Source organism: Bradyrhizobium sp. USDA 336 (assembly GCF_044908355.1).
Taxonomy (GTDB): domain Bacteria; phylum Pseudomonadota; class Alphaproteobacteria; order Rhizobiales; family Xanthobacteraceae; genus Bradyrhizobium; species Bradyrhizobium yuanmingense.
Window position 1 is genome coordinate 6965746 of record NZ_JBIYDC010000002.1, and the last position, 19593, is coordinate 6985338.

A 19593-nucleotide genomic window follows, 5' to 3' on the forward strand; every position below is an offset into this window, starting at 1 on the left:
GGCCGGCGCGAACTACATCATGCGCCATGACGAATGCCCCTCCGGCAAAACCTCCGCTCCAGGATTTCATCGGCCGGCACGAACGCCTGTTCGTGCTGACGGGCGCCGGCTGCAGCACCAATTCGGGCATTCCCGACTATCGCGACAGCCAGGGCAACTGGAAACGGACCCAGCCGGTCAATTTTCAGGCCTTCATGTCGGAGGAGCCAACCCGCCGGCGCTATTGGGCACGCAGCCTGATCGGCTGGCGGCGGTTCGGCCAGGCGAGGCCGAACGATGCTCATCGTGCGCTGGCCCGGCTCGAGGCGAACGGCCGGTGCGGGATGCTGCTGACCCAGAACGTCGACCGGTTGCATCAGTCGGCCGGCCATCGGCAGGTGATCGACCTGCACGGCCGGCTCGATCTGGTCCGCTGCATGGGCTGCGGGGCGAAGACGCCGCGCGAGGAGTTTCAGCACGCGCTCGGCCGCGCCAATGAGGCATGGCTGACGCTCGATGCCGCCGATGCACCCGACGGCGATGCCGATCTGGAGCACGAGGATTTTTCCTCCTTCGAGGTGCCTCCTTGCGAAGCCTGCGGCGGCATCCTCAAGCCCGACGTGGTGTTCTTCGGCGAGAACGTGCCGCGTGAGGTGGTGGCCACGGCGCAGGAGCATCTGGCGCAGGCCGATGCCATGCTGATCGTTGGCTCGTCATTGATGGTCTATTCCGGCTTCCGCTTCGTGCAGGCCGCCGCGAAACGGCAGATTCCGATCGCCGCGGTCAATCTCGGCCGCACCCGCGCCGACGATCTCCTGACGCTGAAGGTCGAGCAGCGCTGCGAGGCGGCGCTTGCATTCCTGCTCTGATCGCTCAGGCGCGAACACGCCTTGCCTATTGCATAGGTGCCGCGCAAAATAGCCGGGCACAGCGTTACAGGCATGCGTCATGGCACGGGAATTGCTGCGCTTTTGGACCCGGTCTTGACGACCAGCACGGAGAAATTGGAATGCTCGAGGGAGCCGAGGTACGGCTTGCCGTTGATATCGGTGGCACGTTCACCGACATCGTGCTGGACGTGGGACAAGACCGCAAAACCCGCAAGGTGCTGACGACGCCGCAGCGGCCTGAGCAGGCGGTGCTGGACGGCATGCGGCTCATTCTTGCCGATGCGCGCGCGCATATCAGCGATATCGACGTCTTCATCCATGGCACGACGCTCGCGACCAACGCGATCATCGAGCGGCGCGGCGCCAGGACGGCGCTGATCGCAACCGAAGGCTTTCGCGACGTGCTCGATATCGGCACGGAGAGCCGCTACGACCAGTACGACCTCAGCATCGACAAGCCGAAGCCGCTGGCGCCGCGCGGCCTCCGCTTCACCGTGCCCGAGCGCATCGACGCTCACGGCGCCGTCCGCCTCCCGCTCGACGAAGCTTCGGTGCGGGCGCTCGCGCCGAAATTGCGCGAACTCGAGGTCAAGAGCGTCGCCATCGCCTTCCTGCATTCCTATGCCAATCCCGAGCACGAGCGGCGCACAGCGGCGATCCTGGCCGAGGAGATGCCCGGCATCTCCGTCACATTGTCTTCCGCCGTCTGTCCCGAAATTCGCGAGTATGAGCGCACATCGACTGCGGTCGCGAACGCCTATGTGCAACCCCTGATCGACGGCTATCTCGCCCGCATGGCCGACGCCCTGCAGGTCGAGCAGTTCCGCGGCTCGATCTATCTCGTCACGTCAGGCGGCGGCGTCACCTCGATCGAGACGGCGCGGCGCTTTCCGGTGCGTCTCGTCGAATCCGGTCCTGCGGGCGGCGCGATCTTCGCGGCGCAGATCGCGGCGCGCCTTGGCGAGAGCAAGGTGCTCTCTTTTGACATGGGCGGCACCACGGCAAAAATCTGCCTGATCGAGAAATACCAGCCCGAGACCTCACGCGTGTTCGAGGTCGATCGCGCGGCGCGCTTCCTCAAGGGCTCCGGCCTGCCGGTGCGCATCCCCGTGATCGAGATGGTCGAGATCGGCGCCGGCGGCGGCTCGATTGCCCATGTTGACGCGATGAAGCGCGTCACCGTCGGCCCGGAGAGCGCCTCGTCGGAGCCGGGGCCGGCCTGCTATGGCCGCGGCGGCCAGCGTCCGGCAGTGACGGATGCCGACGTTGCGCTCGGCATGATCGATCCCGATACCTTTGCGGCCGGTACGATCAAGCTCGATCCGGAGCTGTCGAAAGAGGCGCTGCTGCGCGATGTCGGTGCGCCGCTCGGCCTGTCGGCGGAAACCGCGGCTTATGCCGTGCACGAGGTGGTCTGCGAGAACATGGCGAGCGCGGCGCGCGTGCACGCTGTCGAGCGCGGCGCGGTGGTCGGCCAGCACACGCTGATCGCCTTCGGCGGCGCCGCGCCGCTGCATGCGGCCCGTGTCGCCGAGAAGATCGGCGTGTCCCGCGTGATCGTGCCCTCGAATGCCGGCGTCGGCTCGGCGGTCGGATTTCTGGCGGCTCCCATCGCGTATGAATTGGTGCGCAGCCGGCACGTGCGCCTCGATGATTTCGACACCGAGGCTGTCTCCGACCTCTTGCGGGAGATGGCGACCGAAGCGCGTGCGCTGGTCGAGCCTGGCGCCGCTGGCGCGCCGGTGCGCGAGCGCCGTGCTGCCTTCATGCGCTATGTCGGCCAGGGCCACGAGATCTCGGTCGAGCTGCCGAACCGGCCGCTGACGTCGGCCGATCTCGCTGGCCTGCGGCAAAAGTTCGAGGCCGACTATTCGGCGATGTTCGAGCGACCGATCCCGGGCGCCGCGATCGAGGTGTTGAGCTGGTCGGTGCTCGCGACCACGGAGGCGCGCAATCCGCCCGCCGTCGCTTCCGTCGCGCGCAAGCCCGCGGCCAAGGCGTCCGGCAGCCGAAAATTCTTCGACGGCCGGGCCGGCGAAGTGATCGAGATCCCGCTCTATCGGCGCGAGGACATGGCGCCAGGGGCGACCATCGCAGGCCCCGCCGTGATCGCGGAAGACGAAACCTCGACCTTCGTCTCCACCAGTTTCGACGCCCATATCGACGGTGCCGGCAGCATCGTCATGGAACGAAAGGCGGCCTAATCATGAGCAAGGCAAATGGCGCGAGCCTGATCGACCTCCAGATCATGTGGCACCGGCTGATCGCCGTGGTCGAGGAGCAGGCCCAGGTGCTGCTTCGCACCGCCTTCAGCCCGATCGTGCGCGAATGCGGCGACCTCTCGGCCGGCGTGTTCGACCTCAGGGGGCGGATGCTGGCGCAGGCGGTGACCGGCACACCCGGCCACGTCAACTCGATGGCCGAATCGGTCAAGCACTTCATCGCTCACTTCCCGATCGAGACGATGAAGGAGGGCGATGCCTACATCACCAACGATCCCTGGATGGGGACCGGTCATCTCAACGATTTCGTCGTCACCACGCCCTGCTTCAAGGACGGCAAGGTCGTCGCGCTGTTCTCCTGCACCAGCCATCTCATGGACATCGGCGGCATCGGCTTCGGGCCCGACGCTACCGACGTCTTCATGGAGGGACTCTACATCCCCATGCTGAAGCTGATCGACCAGGGCGTCGTCAACGAGACGCTGATGGCGATGATCCGCACCAATACGCGACTGCCGATCGACACCGAGGGCGACACCTATTCGCTCGCCGGCTGCAACGATGTCGGCTGCGAGCGGCTGGTCGAGATGATGACCGAGTTCGGCATCGACACGCTCGACGAACTCGGCGACTACATCTGCGACCGCTCGCGCGAGGCCGTGCTGGCCGAAATCGCAAAGCTGCCGAAGGGCAGCTGGCGCAACACCATGGTGGTCGACGGCTATGATGCGCCGGTGACGCTGGCGGCGACGCTGACGATCTCGGATACCGGCATCCACGTCGATTTCGACGGCACCTCGGCGGCCTCGAAGTTCGGCATCAACGTGCCGCTGTCCTACACCACCGCCTATACCGTGTTCGGCCTCGGCTGCGTCGTCGCCTCGCAGATCCCCAACAATGCCGGCTCGCTCTCGCCGCTGACGGTGTCTGCGCCGGCTGGTGCCATCCTCAATGCGCCAAAGCCGGCGCCCGTGGCGTCGCGCCACGTCATCGGCCAGATGCTGCCCGACGTCGTGTTCGGCTGCCTGCGCCAGATCATTCCCGAGCGCGTGCCTGCGGAAGGCACCTCCTGCCTGTGGAATCTCAACGTGCGCGGCCAGACCCGCTCCGGCGCCGGCGGCAATTACGGGTTCTCGATGGCAGTCACCTCCAACGGCGGCACCGGTGCGCGCTTCGGCAAGGACGGGCTGTCGGCGACCGCTTACCCAAGCGGCGTGCGCGGCACGCCGGTCGAGATCGCGGAGACCCAGACGCCGCTGATCTTCTGGCGCAAGGAGCTGCGCCCGGATTCCGGCGGGGCAGGGCGCACCCGCGGCGGCCTCGGCCAGATCATCGAAGTCGGCAGCGGGGTCGATGCGCCGTTCGACATCCTCGCCGCGTTCGACCGCATCGACCACCCGCCGCGCGGGCGGGACGGCGGCCAGAACGGCGAGGCCGGCTATGTCGGTCTCAAATCCGGCAAGAAGCTGCGCGGCAAGGGCTTTCAGCAGGTGCCGCCGGATGACCGGCTGGTCGTGCTGACGCCCGGCGGTGCCGGCATCGGCGATCCCAGGGAGCGCGATCGCGCGGCCGTCAACGACGACGTCGCAAGCGGTCTCGTGTCTTCGGAGAACGCAGTCAAGGTCTATGGGTACGCGCGTTGATGCATCAACACGCTCGGTAAACGGAGGGGAGCAATGATTACGCGACGGAACTTCACTGTGGGCGCAGCGACGCTGCTCGCCGCCGGCCACATCTCGACTCGCGCCCGGGCGGCAACGAGCTGGGATATGTCGACGGTCTGGCCCGACGGCAATTTCCACACCCAGAACGCGATGGCGTTTGCGGAGGAGGTGAAGAAGCAGAGCAATGGTGCGGTCGCCATCACCGTGAAGGCCGGCGGCCAGCTCGGCTTCAAGGGGCCCGAGCACTTGCGGGCCGTGCGCGACGGCCTGGTGCCGCTCGCCGACGTCCTCAACATCCAGCAGGTCGGCGACGAGCCCTTCATGGGCGTCGAGAGCATCCCCTTCCTCTGCGGCTCCGTGGACGAGCTCAAGGTGCTGCACAAATATGTGCGGCCCGAATACGAGAAGATCGCCGCGCGCAACAATCAGAAGATCCTCTACGTCGTGCCATGGCCGACGCAATATCTGCATCTGAAGACGAAGGTCGCCGACGTCGAGGGCCTCAAGAACATCAAGATCCGCGTACCCGACAAGAATGCGGTCGAGATGCTCAATGCCATCGGTATGGCGGCCGTGATGATTCCCTGGGGCGAGACCATTCCCGCGCTTGCCTCCGGCGCCGTGTCCGGCGTCTCCACCTCGTCGGTGTCCGGCGTCGACGGCAAGTTCTGGGAGTTCCTGAAATACGTCTACCCGACCAACCATGTCTGGTCGTCGCAGATGCTCACGGTCAATCTCGATTCCTGGAAGGCGCTCGGCGCCGATCAACAGAAACTGGTCGCTGACATCGCGGCGAAGATGGAGCCCGGCTTCTGGGCCAATTCGCTCAAGGCCGACGTTGACAGCCTCAATCGCCTCAAGGAAGGCGGCATGGAGGTGGTGCCGGTCTCGGACGCCATGATGAAGGACATCCGGGCCAAGACCGCGCCGCAGTTGGATGCCTTCCTCAAGCGCGTGCCGGCGGCGGACAAGCCGGTGCGAGCCTATCTCGCTGAAATCAAGCGCGGCTGAGGACGAGGCGTGGTGAGCCTTTCGCCCGAAGCATCGCAAAGCCTCAACGCAGCGGCGCCCGCGCCGCTGCGCATCGTCCTCGACGGCATCGATCGCCTTGGCCGGCTCGACGGCTGGATCGGCGGCTTCTGTCTCCTGATGCTGACGCTGTTGATGCTGTGCGAGGTCGCAACCCGCTTCCTCTCGAATTTCCTGCCGTTCTTCCCGCCGACCATCTCGATCGCGTGGGAATACTCCTCCTATCTGATGGCGGCGGCCTTCACTTTCGGCGCCGCCATGACGCTGCGCGTCGGCGGCCACATCCGCGTCGTGCTGCTCCTGAAGAACGCACCCGTGCCGGTGCAGCGCGCGCTCGAGATCCTCTCGGCGGCGGCCGGCTTCGCCTTCATGGCGTTCCTGACCATGGCCATGGCGAAATTCGCCTGGAGCGCCTTCGTGCGCGGCCAGGTCTCGACCTCGAGCGACACGCCGCTGTGGTTTCCGCAAGCGATCGTCACCTTCGGCATGTTGCTGCTGACGCTGCAGTTCCTGGCGCGTGCGATCCAGGCCGCGCTCGGCCTGCCGCTGGAGGATCATCGCATGAAGGCCTCGCCCGTCGAATGATCGCCTTGCCCGCATCCGGATCCAAGATCGCATGACCATCGAAGTCGTCGCCCTGTTCGCGATCCTGTTTGTGCTGCTGGCTTGCGGCGTCTGGATCGGCCTCACGCTTGCGCTGACCGCGACGCTGCTGCTCGCGATGTTCCGTTCGGTCCCGCTCGACAAGCTGCTGCCGCAATACGCCTGGAACATCCTGACCACGCAGGAGCTGCTGGCGCTGCCGCTGTTCATCCTGATGGGCGAGCTGCTGTTCCGCACCCGTCTGTCACGCTCGCTGTTTCAGGGGTTGGCGCCCTGGGCCGGGCTGCTGCCCGGGCGCCTGCTGCATGTGAACGTGATCGGCTGCACCATCTTCGCGGCGATCTCGGGCTCGTCGGCGGCGACGACGCAGGTGATCGGCCGCATGTCGCTCAACGAGCTCACGCGCCGCGGTTATTCCCGCGACATCGCGATCGGCTCGCTCGCCGGCGCCGGCACGCTCGGCTTCCTGATCCCGCCGTCCAACATCATGATCATCTACGGGGTGCTCGGCGACGTCTCGATCCTGAAGCTGTTCACCGCCGGCGTGCTGCCGGGCTTCCTGCTGGCCGCGACGTTCATGGCCTGGGTGATGCTGCACACCACCCTCAAACCCGCGATGGTGCCCGAGACCGAAGCCAAGCTCTCGCAGGTGCCTTGGAGCGAGCGCTTTGCAGCACTGAAGGATCTCGCGCCGGCGCTGTTCCTGATCGCATGCGTGCTCGGCTCGATGTATGGCGGGCTCGCAACGCCCTCGGAAGCTGCCGCGGTCGGCGTGCTCGGCGCGGCCCTGGTTGCCTGGGCGCAAGGCGCAATGTCGCAGCAGGTAATCCGCGACGTCTTGATCGGCTCGGTCGTCACTTGCTCGATGATCGCGCTGATTGTGCTGGGGGCCTCGATCCTCGGCAATGCCGCGGCCTTCCTCGGCATCCCGCAGGCGGTGGCCGCGTTCGTCAAGAGCCTCGGCCTGTCGCCGTTCATGCTGATCGTGGCGCTGATCGTCTTCTATCTCGTGCTCGGCTGTTTCCTCGACGGCTTCTCGATGATCGTGATGACGCTGCCGATCGTGCTGCCGATCGTGAAGGGTGCCGGCTTCGACGAGGTCTGGTTCGGCATCTTCCTTGTGCTCGCCGTGGAGATGGCGCAGATCACGCCGCCCGTCGGCTTCAACCTGTTCGTCATCCAGGGCCTCACCGATGACGGGCTCGGCTACATCGCGCGTGTCACCTTGCCCTATCTCTTGATCATGATCGGCTTCGTGCTGCTGCTGACGCTGTGGCCGGGCATCGTCACGATACTGCCGAAGGTGCTTTACGGATAAGACGACTTGTTCCGGGATCGGCGGATCGAAAGCAAAAACGGTCAGCGCCGCTGCCGTTTCAAGTCCGCCCTGCATCGAATCGGCTTCGGCGCGCATTCCATATTTGCAGGCCCTGTGATCCGTCGTACAGTGTGACGGCAAGCAGAAGTACAACAGCAACCACTCCGGTGAACGTGGCTCCTCGGCGCGATGCGCCGAGGAGGGGACGTCTGTTGACGATTCGGTCCGATGGAGGACGATCGACGCACACTGAACTGCAAGTACCCCTCGCAAGCCGCATTCACGAGACGCAATCAACAAACACAAGAGCGGGAGGAAGTGCAAATGAGGAAGCAGTGGCTCAGCTCGGCCTTGGCTGTCGTTGTCGTTGCGACACTTGCAGCGACGGCGGCATTGGCTCAGTCCGTGGATACGGCCCGTATCGAGGCCGCCGGCCAGAACGATTGGCTCACCTATCACGGTTCGTACAAATCCCATCACTACAGCCCGCTTGCACAGATTAATACGAGCAATGTCGGCAATCTGGGCGTGGCATGGATGCACATTCCCGGGCGATCGACGCGCGGCCTGCAGTCGATGCCGCTCGTCGCCGACGGCGTGCTGTACTATTCGGGCTCTTACAGCCGGGTCTTCGCGCTGAACGGCGCCAGCGGCGAGGTCATCTGGTCGTTCTTTCCGGAGCTGGATGAGGCGCTGATCAGCCGGCAGACGCACTCTCCTTACAACCGCGGCGTCGCTCTCGGCGAAGGCAAGGTCTTCGTCGGCACCATGGACGGTCGTGTCTTCGGGCTGGATGCCAAGACCGGAAAGGTTCTCTGGGAGACCAGGCTAATCGACTCGCAGAAGCTGACTGTCGGCTTCACCGGCGCGCCGCTCTACGCCAAGGGCAGCGTGATCATCGGCGCGCAGGGCGGCGAATGGCCGGGCCGCGGCCCGATCTTCGCGCTCGATGCCGCAACCGGAAAGAAGAAGTGGGAGTTCCTCACGGTCGCAGGCACCGAAGAGGCGATGAAGACCTGGGGCAACGAGTCCTGGCGCACCGGCGGTGGTGGCGGCTGGATGCCGGGGCACCTACGATTCGGAGACCAACACCATCCTGTGGGGCACTGCGAACCCGGCGCCGCTCTACGATTGGTCGGGTCCGGACTACAAGACCCAGGGGGCGCGTCCCGGCGACAACCTCTACACGAGTTCGGTGATCGGGCTCGACATCGATACCGGCAAGCTGAAATTCTACCATCAGGAACTGCCGCACGATGCCTGGGACTTCGACAGCTCGGTCGGCGAATTCGTGATGCTCGAGCGTGACGGCCAGAAATACGTCGTCCATCCGAACAAGGGCGGCTTCGTCTTCGTCTACGACCGCAATCTCAAAGTGAAGAACGTCTGGCGGCTGGTCGAGAACATCAACTTCGTCAAGGATATCGATCCCAAGACCGGCGCGCTGATCGGCCGTCGCGATTTCCCGGTCGGCAAGGTCACCGAACCACCGCTGTGTCCGTTCATCGGCGGCGGCATCAGCTGGAACGCCGGCTCCTACAGCCCCAAGACCGGTCTCTATTACAAGATCGGACAGGAATGGTGCATGACGCTGGATATCCAGAAGACGACGCCGGTCACCACGCCGCAGGTCCAGCTCAACATCGGTGCCGATTTCAAGATGGTGCCTCCTCCGGGTGGCGAGATCTACGGACATCTCGACGCGCGCGATCCCATCACGGGCGCGAAGAAATGGGAGGTTCGCTATCCCGAGCCTCCGCTCGGAAGCGTGCTGTCGACCGCGGGCAACCTCGTCTTCGTGCCTGATTCGCGTGGCGTGCTGCACGCCTATGATGCCGAAACCGGCGCCGAGCTATGGAGGCACAACAACGGCACCGGCCATCAGGGCGGCATCGTCAGCTACTCCGTCGGCGGCAGGCAATATATCGCGGTGACGGCGGGCTTCGGCGGGATGCTGGCGGACGAATATGCGCCGAACTTCGGCGGCGTCTACAAGAGCATGCCGCGTGACGACGGCGCCTTGGTCGTCTTCAGCCTGAAATAGTCTGCCGCAGATGTTCTGATCATGGAGCGGGCGCAAGCCCGCTCCTCGATCGATGTCGCGGCCGCGTGGCTCAGGAATGGAGCGTAGCTGTTGAGACTGTCTTGCAAGACGATTTTGGCGGGGCTGGGCGCCTCGTTGCTGTGGGCTGCGATGGCCCAGGCCCAATCCGCCACACCGGCGCCGGAGAACGCGGCGTTCGAGGTCGAGCAGGTGTTCGCCGGGACTTGCGGCTTCTGTCACTCCGACGGCGGCCGGGCCGCGGGCAAGGGGCCGCAATTGATGAATTCGCCGCGCGACGACGACTACATCCGCAATCGCATCAAGCACGGCAAGCAAGGGGCGATGCCGGCGTTCGACGGCGCGTTCACCGACGCCCAGATCGACCAGATGGTCAAGTACATCCGCGCGCTGAAACCGCGCGAGGGTTGAACCGCAGAGAGCGCGGAATGAAGGCATATGTTCCCGCCATCGTCGCTGCCGCCATCGCTCTGTCCGGGCAGGCGGCGGCGCGACCCCTGGAGGCGATCCGATCCAGCGGCGTGATCGGGCTCTGCGCACATCCCAATTCGCTTCCCTTCGCGCACAAGACCGGCGATCCGCCCGGCTTCCAGGTCGAACTCGGTCGGGTGCTGGCACGCGAGCTCGGTGTCTCGCTGAGGCTCGATTGGATCATCACGCAGTACCAGATGCGCAGCGCCGGCTGCGACATTCTTCTGGACGTCATCGCCGATCGCGAAGCGCAAGGCGAAACCCGCCTGAGAATCTCCAAACCGTATTATCGCACAGGCGTCGCGCTCGCCGTGCCCGCATCCAGCACGCTCACGTCCTTCGCCAGCCTCAACGAATCGACCAAGGTGGGCGTGCAGGTTGGATCGATCGCAGCCATGATCATCGGCCGGCGGCGCGTGCCGATATCGACCTTCGGCTTCGAGAGCGACAGCCTGGAGGCCGTGTCGAACCGCGAGATCGACGCCGCGGCGGTGACGCCCACTGCGGCGAGCTATTTCAATCTGACCCATCCGGACAATCCGCTCCGGATCCTGGATCGTGACGAGAGCACGGCCGATCTGAACTGGAACGTCGGCGTCGGCATGGTCCGTCCGGACGATGCGTTCCGCGAAGCCATCGACGCAGCCGTCGAACGGCTGCGCAGCGACGGCACGATCGACCGGATCTACCGTCGCTATGGCATCGCGCTGCAGCCGCCGAGATAGCGCGCAGGTCGAATCGATTGCCACGGCTCGTTCACCTCTCCCGCTTGCGGGAGAGGTCGCGCCGGAGGCGCGGGTGAGGGCTTTCTCCTCTTGGGGACTGTCCCATTGGAGAAGCACCCTCTCTCCAACCCTCTCCCGCAAGCGGGAGAGGGAGCGCACCTCCGTCGGTGCAGCGATCGAGCCTCATTTCGTCATGCCTCAGGCCGCCGCCTTCTTCCGCGCGAGCTCGGCCTTGTACAGCTCGAACTCCTCGGCGATCGCCTTGGCAATCGAAGGTCGCTGACGCAGCCGCTCGTGATACGCCTTCAGGTTCGGCCATTTCGCAAGCTCGATCGGCGGCGTCGCCATGGTCCAGTTGATGACCGTGACGAGATAGGCATCGGCCACGCTGAAATGGTCGAGCAGGAACTCGCGTCCTTTCAGGTAATTGTCGAGATAGTCGAGCCGCGACAGGTTCTTCTCCAGGGCATAGGCCTTGGCTTCCTGCGGCGCCTTGCGGTCGAGCATGGGGATGAACAGACCCTTGTGCAGCTCGGTGCCGATGAAGCAGAGCCATTGATGCAGCCGGGTGCGTTCGATGCCGGCGCTCGCGCCGAGGCCGGCTTGCGGGAAACGGTCCGCGACATATTGCAGGATCGCAGCGTTCTCGGTCAGCACCATGCCGTCGTCGGTGCGCAGCGTCGGCACGAGGCCGATCGGATTCACGGTGCGGAAGTCGGAGCCGTCGCTCAGCACCTTCTTGGTCGGCGGATCGACTTCGAGGTAATTCGCCTCGGCGCCGGCTTCATACAGCGCGACGCGTGTCGCCATCGAGCAGGCAAGCGGCGAGAAATAGAGATCCATCTGTAGCCTCCTTGGGCAATTCCTCTTTGGGTGTCGCTCAACCTGGCCAGATTGATTTTTGTACCATCTTGCATAATATGGGTGAGGTCAAGGAATAACTTGCGGAATGGTACAAAAATCGAAGCCGCCAACTGCTGCCAATCAGCCCGAACGCCGCGGCGAACCCGAGCGTCGCGGTGGGCTTAAGCGCCGCGGCCGTCCGCGCGCCTACGAGCCCGATATCGCGCTCGGCAAGGCGCTCGATCTGTTCCGCAAGCAGGGTTTCGCGGCCACCTCGCTCGACGATCTCAGCGCAGCCACCGGCATGAACCGGCCGAGCCTCTACGGCGCCTTCGGCGACAAGCGCGAGCTCTACATCAAAAGCTATCAGCGCTATCGCGACGAAGCGGGCGCGGCGATGGTCGCGATCTTCCGCGAGGAGATGCCGCTGCGCCAGCGGCTGGAGCGCATCTACGCGGCCGCGCTGGACATCTATCTGTCCGGCGACACCGGGCCGCGCGGTTGCTTCACGGTCGTGACCGCGGCCTCCGAGGCGGTCGGCGATCCCGAGATCCGCGCCATGGTGCTGGACGGCCTCACCGGGCTCGACAAGGCCTTTGCCAGTTGCTTCCGCCGCGCCAAGGAGAAAGGCGAGCTGCCGGAGAGCGCCGATCCGTTCGCGCTGGCGCAGATCGCATCGGCCACCATCCACACCATCGCCATCCGCTCCCGCGCCCGTGTGCCGCGCAAGGAGCTGGAGGCGATCGTGAAGGGGGCGATCGATGTGATGGTGGGAGCTAAAAGCTAGAGCATGATCCGGAAAAGTGTGCAGCGGTTTTCCGAAAGATCATGCTCAAACAATAGCCTAAAGCGAAGCCTCAGTACCCCCTTGCGCGGTCCACCACGTTCTCCAGCGCGCCGCCCGCCTCGAACCGGGTGATCTGCTCGGCGACATAGGCCGAGATCGCATCCGCGTCGGTGTCGGCGGCATTGTGCGGCGTCAACACCACCTTGGGGTGGGTCCAGAACCGGCTGTCCTTCGGCTGCGGCTCCTGCACGAAGACGTCGAGCGAGGCGGCGCCGAGCGTGCCGTCGTCGAGGCAGGCGAGAATATCGGCCTCGTTCTGCAGGCCGCCACGGCCGGCATTGATCAGCACCGGCGCGCCGAGCGGGCTGGTGCGATTGAGTTTTTCGAAGACCTCGCGGTTGAGGATGCCGTGCGTGTCTGATGTCAGCGGCAGCAGGCAGACCAGGATATCGGTCTTGCGCAGGAACGCGTCCATGCCTGCAGTGCCATGGACGCATTCGACGCCCTCAATCGTGCGCGGGCTGCGGCTCCAGCCGGCGACGCGGAAGCCGAGCCGCCGCAGCACGTCGGCCGCATCGGCGCCGAGCGTGCCCAGTCCCATGACGCCGACCGTGATCGCGCTCGCCGGCCACTGATATCTGGGCTCCCAGCGCTTCTCGCGCTGCGATTGCCGGAGGTAAAGCTCCTGGCGGTGATGCATCAGAACGTGCAGCACGACATATTCGGTCATGCGATTGGTGAGATCGGGCACGGCGACGCGCACCAGCGGCACCTCGGGCAGGCTCTTGTCGGCCATCAGCGCGTCGACGCCGGCGCCGAGGTTGAAGATCGCCCGCAGATTTGGGAACGCCCCGAGATCGCCCGGCGCCGGCTTCCATACCGCCGCATAATGCACCTCCGCCGGATCGAGTCCGGCGTCCGGCAGCAGCACCACGCGGCGGTCCCCGCAGACGGCTTCGAATCGGGCCTTCCAGCGCTCCGGCAGCCAGTTCTGCTGCGTGCTGTTGATCAGGACGGCCAGTGTGCCCATGGTCATTCGAAGTGCCTCTTTCGGGTTCCGCTCGAGAGAGCCCTCCTTGGCACGATCTGCCGGATTTTTCTTGCAAATTTTTTCCGCAGCGCTGTCGGCGCGGGGCATATTGGCGCGTCTTCAGTACAGACGAGGGAAGTGCCGCCCATGCTTTACGCCATACTTTGCTATCACGATGAGGATTTCGTCGGCTCCTGGAGCAAGGACCAGGACGAGGCCGTGATGAAGAAGCTCGCCGTTGTGCAGGACAAGCTCACAAGGCAGGGCCGGCTCGGGCCGGTGGCGCGGCTGTTGCCGACGACCGCGGCGGCGACGCTGCGCAAGGAGGATCCGCCGCTGGTGCTCGACGGCCCCTATGCCGAGACCAAGGAGCAGCTGCTCGGCTTCTACATCGTCGACTGCAAGAATCTCGACGACGCGCTCGACGTCGCACGCGAGCTGGGTGCCGCCAATCCCGGCGGCGCCTATGAGGTGCGTCCCGTCGGCGTGTTCCGGCCTGGAGGAAACCTGACGTGAGCGAGGCCGATACCGCCTGGATCGAGACTGCGCTGACTTCGGCGCGACCCCAGGCGGTCGGCGCGCTGCTGCGCTATTTCCGCGATCTCGACACCGCCGAGGAGGCGTTTCAGAACGCCTGCCTGCGCGCGCTCAAGACCTGGCCGCAGAATGGGCCGCCGCGCGATCCCGCGGCCTGGCTGATCATGGTCGGCCGCAACGTTGCGATCGACGAAGTGCGACGCGCGCGCAGGCAGCAGCCGCTGCCGGAGGACGACCAGGCGATCTCCGATCTCGACGACGCCGAAGGTGAGCTGGCCGAGCGGCTCGACGGCTCGCACTATCGCGACGACATCTTGCGGCTGATGTTCATCTGCTGCCATCCAGGATTGCCGGCGACGCAGCAGATCGCGCTGGCGCTGCGCATCGTCTCGGGCCTCACGGTGAAGCAGATCGCCCGCGCGTTCCTGGTTTCGGAAGCGGCGATGGAGCAGCGCATCACGCGCGCCAAGGCAAAGGTGGCCGAGGCCGGGACGCCGTTCGAGGCGCCGGGCGCGGTCGAGCGCTCTGAACGGCTCGCCGGCGTCGCGGCGATGATCTACCTGATCTTCAATGAAGGCTATTCGGCGAGCGGTGACACCGCGGAGATCAGGAAGCCGCTGTGCGAGGAGGCGATCCGGCTGGCGCGGCTGCTGCTGCGGCTGTTTCCGAGCGAGCCGGAGATCATGGGCCTGACCGCGCTGATCCTGTTGCAGCACGCGCGCAGCGCGGCGCGCTTTGCCGCGGACGGCTCGCTGATCCTGCTGGACGATCAGGATCGTTCGTTGTGGAACGGCACGATGATCGCGGAGGGCCTCGCGCTGATCGACAAGGCGATGCGCCACCGCCGCAGCGGGCCCTACCAGATCCAGGCCGCGATCGCCGCCCTGCATGCGCGCGCGGCGAGGCCGGAGGAGACCGACTGGACGGAGATCGACCTGCTCTACGGGGCGCTCGAAGTGGTGCAGCCCTCGCCGGTGGTGACGCTCAACCGGGCGGTCGCAGTCTCCAAGGTGCGCGGGCCGCAGGCCGCGCTCGAGCTGATCGAGCCGCTGGCGCCGAAGCTCGCCAATTATTTTCATTTCTACGGCGTGCGCGGCGCCTTCCTGATGCAGCTCGGCCGCAACGACGAAGCCCGCATCGCCTTCGACCGCGCCATTGCGCTCGCCAACACCTCGGCCGAAGCCGCCCACATCCGCATGCATCTCGATCGCCTGATCCGGGACAGCCAGCCGAAGCGCAGCGATGGCAGCGTGAAGTTGGGTACGAAGGCAAAGTAGGCCCGTCTGCCTCCACATCGTCATGCCCGGGCTTGTCCCGGGCATCCACGGTCTTTCCATCTACGCCAAGAACGTGGATGGCCGGGACAAGCCCGGCCATGACGAGCGGTGGGCAGTGCGCCAAAGAATTTCTCTCCCATTGTCGGCCCCCGCCGTTCCCCTTCGTCTTAATCCCGTACCAGGGGAGCCATCCATGCTGAAAGCCATTGCCGTCACCGCCATCGTTTTCGCCGCCGGCCTTGCCGCGGTCCTCGTCTTCGCCCTGACGAAACCCGACACGTTCCGTGTGGAACGCTCGCTCGCCGTCAAGGCGCCGGCCGCTGCGATCTATCCGCTGGTTGCCGATTTCCATCGCTGGACCGCCTGGTCGCCCTATGAGACCCGCGATCCCGCCATGAAGCGGACGTTCGGCGGAACCCCGGCAGGGAAGGGTGCGACCTATGCCTGGGACGGCAACAACAAGGTCGGCGCCGGCCATATGGAGATCCTGGAGGCGACCGGGCCCTCCAAGCTCCGGATCAAGCTTGATTTCGAGCGGCCGTTCGAAGGCCACAACACCGCCGAGTTCACCTTTGTGCCGCAAGGCGATGCCACACTCGTCACATGGGCGATGTACGGTCCGGCCCCGTTCATGTCCAAGCTGATGCAGGTGTTCTTCAACATGGACAGCATGATCGGCAAGGATTTCGAGACCGGCCTCGCCGGCCTGAAGAAGCTCACCGAGAAGCAATAGGTCTCAAGGCAAACGAAGAGGAGAGAAACGATGCTCAATCCCTATCTGTTCTACCAGGACAATTGCGAAGCCGCGTTCAACTATTACGCCAAGGTTCTCGGGGGCAAGATCGATGCGATGATGCGTTCATCGGACGCGCCGCCGGAGGTGCCGGCTACGCCCGGCCGTGAGAAGATGATCATGCATGCGCGGATGTCACTGCCGGACGGCACGGTATTGATGGCCTCCGACTCGCCGGCCGAGCATTTCCAGAAGCCGCAGGGCTTTGCAATCTCGCTTACAGTCAAAGACCCCGCGGATGGCGAGCGCAAGTTCAACGCGCTGGCCGACGGTGGCAGCGTCACCATGCCCTTCAGCAAGACGTTCTGGGCCAAGGGCTTCGGCATGTGCGTCGACAAGTTCGGCATTCCCTGGATGGTGAATTGCCCGGCCGAAGGCATGTGATAGAGCATGATCCGGAAAAGTGTGAAGCGGTTTTCCGAAAAGATCATGCTCAAACAACAACCTAAAGCGCGATGACGATTTATCCTATCGCATCGCGCTTTGGGCGCGACCGTCGCGTTGCGATCCCCTCTCTCCAATGCTGAGGGAGAGGGGACGTACGTTTCGTTACGTCAGGCGCCGATCGGCCGTTTGTCCTCTCACCGGATTGATCCGGTGACGTCCTCGCGCGGCGCTGACGATTCCACGCAGCGAGGGCAGATCACGAGCTTGGCGCCGAGCGTCCTGTCGTTCTCCGCCTGTATCTCGTCCTGGACCGCCCACCACGCCTCGGAATAGGGGCGCAATGTGCCGAGCACTTTTTCGCGCTCCTGATTCGGATCACTTGCAGCCGGCGCGCCGGTCGTGACGCGCCGCTTGGCGACATGCGGACGGTTCGGATCCTTGCCGAGGCCATCCCATGCCATGGCGCGGCGTTCCTGCGCTGGCGCCTCTGCGCATCCGATCAGCGCTGTGCAAAAAGTGAGCACGATCAAGCCGTGTCGAATCATGCCGGGCTTTTGCCTCCATAATCGGCGCGCAGAATCTGCATGAGACACGCGCATCGTCGGTTCAATGGAACTCAAGCAGAACAAGCTTGCCGGCATGGCCGAATATGAGTCGTGCTTTCGCATCACTTTGCGGACGCAGTGAGGCCGCTTCGTGAAGCGAGCTGCATCGCACAACAATTGGCGCAATATTGGGCTGTGCTCTGCACGCCAGAATCGTTATTGGTGAGTCATAAAAGCTACAAACTGGGATGGACGTCACTTGCAAGGGGAGCGACCGATGGCGGCGGCGCTACAGATCAACTTTGCTCTTTGGGGAATGCTCATTTGCGCCAGCGCGAAGCTGGCGCCAGTGATCCAGACGCTGTTTTGAAAGCGGTTGGCGGCTGCCGGCTGTATCAGCGGCAACGCGGATAGATCGCGGCGAGATCGCGCCCCTTCAACAGCAGCAACCGCGAGGTCAGGCCGCCACGGCGGCTGATCCAGTCGCGCACCGGACCGGGATAGGCGGCAAGCACCGCGACCGATGCTTCCGGCTCGGCATAGAAGCGGCCGCGCCGATCAACCGAGCGTGCGGCATGGAAGCCGAGCACGGCGCGCTTGGTGACGCAGATGCGCTCGCCCGGCACGATGCTCAGCACCAGCGTGCAGGCGGACAGGCAGGGGCCGTCGATCACCACGCGCTCGCCACTGTCGCGGACCTTTTCGAACAGATCGAGGAACGGCCCGACCTGTCCGCCCGGGGACTGGATGATGCGGATCTCGGCCGCCGCGGGCGCGGCGGCGAGCAGCGCGGATGCAAGCATCAGAGCTTTGAGGAAGGTGATGCGTTGCATGAACTCTCCACCAAACCGCTTTCGTGGGGTGGGCAAAGCGTAGCGTGCCCACCATCCGCACCGCAAACTTGCGATAGTGGTGGGCACGGCGCGTTGCGCCTTTGCCCACCCTACAAATCCTGTGCCTACCCGTTGCGCCTCTGCCCGCGCAGCGTCGGCAGGCCGATGCCCGCCGCATCGAAGCCGCCGTCCACGGCCAAAATTTGGCCGGTGATGTAACTCGCGCGGCCCGAGCACAGGAAATAGATCGCTTCCGCGAGTTCCTCTTCCAGGCCGTAGCGGTTGAGCGGAATGGCGTCGTGATAGTCGGCTCGGATCTCCTTGGTGTGCACCTGCTTCGCCATCGCGGTGTCGACGGGTCCCGGTGCGACCGCGTTGACGCGGATGTTGAGGGAGGCGAGCTCGACCGCGAGCTGCTTGGTGAGGTGTGCAAGGCCTGCCTTGCTGGTGCCGTAGGCCGAGCGCAGCGTCGAAGCGCGCACGGCCGAGATCGAGGTGATGTTGACGATGGCGCCGCCATTGCCGTCGCGCATCAAAGGCACAGCCGCCTTGGTGCAGAGGAAAGGTCCGGTGAGGTTGACCTCGAGCACGCGGCGCCAGTCGGCATCCGACGTCTCCATCAGCGGCGCGAACACCGCGATGCCGGCATTGTTGACCAGCGCGTCCAGCCGGCCGAACCGCCGCTCGATCGCCGTCATTGCGGCGCTGACTGCGGCCGCGTCGGCGATATCGCAGGTCAGCGCCAGCGTCGCCTCGCTCTGGCCGATGTCCGCGACCGCGTGGCCGAGCAGTTCGTGCTCGATGTCGAGCAGGGCCACGCGCCAGCCCTCGGCCAAGAATTTCTTCGCGGTCGCAAGCCCGATGCCGCGGGCGGCACCGGTGACGAGGGCGACTTTTTGCGGGGCTTGCGGCATTGGCTGATCTGTCCTGCGTCCGGGAGCGGCGTGCGAGAGCGCCGGCCCCTTTTACTGCGCTTTGGTTCCGGCATGAAAGGCCTCGCCGAGCCGATCGAGCCCGATGCGGCCCAGAATGCGCCAGCCGCGGCTGCGCTGCGGCCTCGAAATAATTTCTGTCCCACTGTCGGCCGGGCAGAATGCCGTTCGTCTTGGAGGTGAGCGCGGGCCAGCCGTTTCCGCCCGCAGGACATATCGGAGCGACTGAGACAGCAAGGAACTCCCATGCGATTCATGATGCTGATGATCCCGCTCGGCTACGAGAACGCGCCGCCGGAGCTTCAACTCGATCCCGAGCGCGTCGCCGCGATGATGCGCTACAACGAGGCGCTGAAGGATGCGGGCGTGCTGATCACGCTCGATGGGCTGCACCCGCCGTCGACCGGGGCGCGCGTCTCGTTCGCGACCGGCAAGCCCGTCGTCACCGACGGGCCCTTTGCCGAAGCCAAGGAAGTCCTGGGCGGCTATTGGATGATCGAGGTGGCCTCGCGCGAGGAAGCGATCGCGTGGGCCAAGAAGTGCCCGGCTTCAGCCAACGAGATCATCGAGGTCCGCCAAGTGCAGGAGATGGCCGACTACTCGCCCGAAGTGCAGGAGATCGTCGCCGGGTTTGGCGACCTGAAGACGTAGACGAGACGGCGGCTG

General features: G+C 65.0%; 19 protein-coding genes and 1 pseudogene. 15 read left to right on the plus strand and 5 right to left on the minus strand.

The window, feature by feature from the left end:
• The first annotated feature begins 26 nt into the window (after positions 1–26).
• The 9 genes and pseudogenes from ABIA45_RS33610 (at position 27) to ABIA45_RS33650 (ending at position 10963) form a co-directional block, all read left to right on the plus strand.
• Positions 27–848, plus strand: coding sequence for an NAD-dependent protein deacetylase (locus ABIA45_RS33610; protein ID WP_271542911.1), 822 nt, complete (start codon positions 27–29; stop codon positions 846–848).
• A 140-nt stretch (positions 849–988) separates the two neighbouring features.
• A complete protein-coding gene (locus tag ABIA45_RS33615; protein WP_404654898.1) occupies positions 989–3073 on the plus strand; it encodes a hydantoinase/oxoprolinase family protein in 2085 nt (694 codons plus the stop codon).
• Positions 3074–3075: 2 nt separating this feature from the next.
• The gene (locus ABIA45_RS33620; RefSeq protein WP_271542913.1) at positions 3076–4734 is read left to right on the plus strand and encodes a hydantoinase B/oxoprolinase family protein; all 1659 of its coding nucleotides are present in this window, start codon (positions 3076–3078) and stop codon (positions 4732–4734) included.
• Positions 4735–4767: 33 nt separating this feature from the next.
• Complete coding sequence (locus ABIA45_RS33625) at positions 4768–5766, plus strand: TRAP transporter substrate-binding protein (RefSeq protein ID WP_404654899.1); 999 nt, start codon at positions 4768–4770, stop codon at positions 5764–5766.
• 9 nt (positions 5767–5775) lie between these two features.
• Positions 5776–6369 carry a TRAP transporter small permease subunit gene (locus ABIA45_RS33630; RefSeq protein ID WP_035998480.1) on the plus strand — a complete coding sequence of 198 codons (594 nt, stop codon included), beginning with the start codon at positions 5776–5778 and terminating at the stop codon, positions 6367–6369.
• A gap of 31 nt (positions 6370–6400) precedes the next feature.
• A complete protein-coding gene (locus ABIA45_RS33635; RefSeq protein WP_275498045.1) occupies positions 6401–7705 on the plus strand; it encodes a TRAP transporter large permease in 1305 nt (434 codons plus the stop codon).
• A gap of 324 nt (positions 7706–8029) precedes the next feature.
• Positions 8030–9749: pseudogene (locus ABIA45_RS33640) on the plus strand (pyrroloquinoline quinone-dependent dehydrogenase).
• A gap of 114 nt (positions 9750–9863) precedes the next feature.
• Complete coding sequence (locus ABIA45_RS33645) at positions 9864–10178, plus strand: cytochrome c (protein WP_246732250.1); 315 nt, start codon at positions 9864–9866, stop codon at positions 10176–10178.
• A 17-nt stretch (positions 10179–10195) separates the two neighbouring features.
• On the plus strand, positions 10196–10963 hold the full coding sequence (locus tag ABIA45_RS33650) for a substrate-binding periplasmic protein (protein WP_404654901.1): 768 nt from the start codon (positions 10196–10198) through the stop codon (positions 10961–10963).
• Between the two features lie 198 nt (positions 10964–11161).
• Here ABIA45_RS33650 and ABIA45_RS33655 read toward each other — a convergent pair whose 3' ends face one another.
• Positions 11162–11806, minus strand: a complete 645-nt coding sequence (locus ABIA45_RS33655) for a glutathione binding-like protein (protein ID WP_057028081.1) — start codon at positions 11804–11806, stop codon at positions 11162–11164.
• Between the two features lie 106 nt (positions 11807–11912).
• Between ABIA45_RS33655 and ABIA45_RS33660 the strand changes: the two genes are divergently transcribed.
• Entirely contained in the window at positions 11913–12593 is a 681-nt protein-coding gene (locus tag ABIA45_RS33660) for a TetR/AcrR family transcriptional regulator (RefSeq protein WP_404654902.1), read from the plus strand.
• Positions 12594–12663: 70 nt separating this feature from the next.
• Here the strand turns inward: ABIA45_RS33660 and ABIA45_RS33665 are convergent, their stop codons facing one another.
• The gene (locus ABIA45_RS33665) at positions 12664–13629 is read right to left on the minus strand and encodes a 2-hydroxyacid dehydrogenase (RefSeq protein ID WP_404654903.1); all 966 of its coding nucleotides are present in this window, start codon (positions 13627–13629) and stop codon (positions 12664–12666) included.
• A gap of 141 nt (positions 13630–13770) precedes the next feature.
• On the opposite strand from ABIA45_RS33665, the gene ABIA45_RS33670 reads away from it, so the two are divergent.
• From ABIA45_RS33670 to ABIA45_RS33685, 4 genes are all read left to right on the plus strand, one after another.
• Complete coding sequence (locus ABIA45_RS33670) at positions 13771–14139, plus strand: YciI family protein (protein WP_025034087.1); 369 nt, start codon at positions 13771–13773, stop codon at positions 14137–14139.
• On the plus strand, positions 14136–15437 hold the full coding sequence (locus ABIA45_RS33675; RefSeq protein WP_404654905.1) for an RNA polymerase sigma factor: 1302 nt from the start codon (positions 14136–14138) through the stop codon (positions 15435–15437). The genes ABIA45_RS33670 and ABIA45_RS33675 overlap by 4 nt, the downstream gene beginning before the upstream one ends.
• Positions 15438–15630: 193 nt before the next feature.
• A complete protein-coding gene (locus ABIA45_RS33680; RefSeq protein ID WP_404654907.1) occupies positions 15631–16170 on the plus strand; it encodes an SRPBCC family protein in 540 nt (179 codons plus the stop codon).
• A 30-nt stretch (positions 16171–16200) separates the two neighbouring features.
• The gene (locus ABIA45_RS33685) at positions 16201–16614 is read left to right on the plus strand and encodes a VOC family protein (protein ID WP_157283794.1); all 414 of its coding nucleotides are present in this window, start codon (positions 16201–16203) and stop codon (positions 16612–16614) included.
• A gap of 197 nt (positions 16615–16811) precedes the next feature.
• Here ABIA45_RS33685 and ABIA45_RS33690 read toward each other — a convergent pair whose 3' ends face one another.
• The 3 genes from ABIA45_RS33690 to ABIA45_RS33700 all read right to left on the minus strand — a co-directional run bounded on the left by ABIA45_RS33690 (position 16812) and on the right by ABIA45_RS33700 (position 18909).
• Positions 16812–17162 carry a hypothetical protein gene (locus ABIA45_RS33690; protein WP_157283795.1) on the minus strand — a complete coding sequence of 117 codons (351 nt, stop codon included), beginning with the start codon at positions 17160–17162 and terminating at the stop codon, positions 16812–16814.
• Positions 17163–17557: 395 nt separating this feature from the next.
• Complete coding sequence (locus ABIA45_RS33695) at positions 17558–17995, minus strand: hypothetical protein (RefSeq protein ID WP_035998510.1); 438 nt, start codon at positions 17993–17995, stop codon at positions 17558–17560.
• Between the two features lie 125 nt (positions 17996–18120).
• Entirely contained in the window at positions 18121–18909 is a 789-nt protein-coding gene (locus tag ABIA45_RS33700; protein ID WP_157283796.1) for an SDR family NAD(P)-dependent oxidoreductase, read from the minus strand.
• A 264-nt stretch (positions 18910–19173) separates the two neighbouring features.
• On the opposite strand from ABIA45_RS33700, the gene ABIA45_RS33705 reads away from it, so the two are divergent.
• A complete protein-coding gene (locus ABIA45_RS33705) occupies positions 19174–19578 on the plus strand; it encodes a YciI family protein (protein WP_128264189.1) in 405 nt (134 codons plus the stop codon).
• Positions 19579–19593 lie beyond the last annotated feature (15 nt).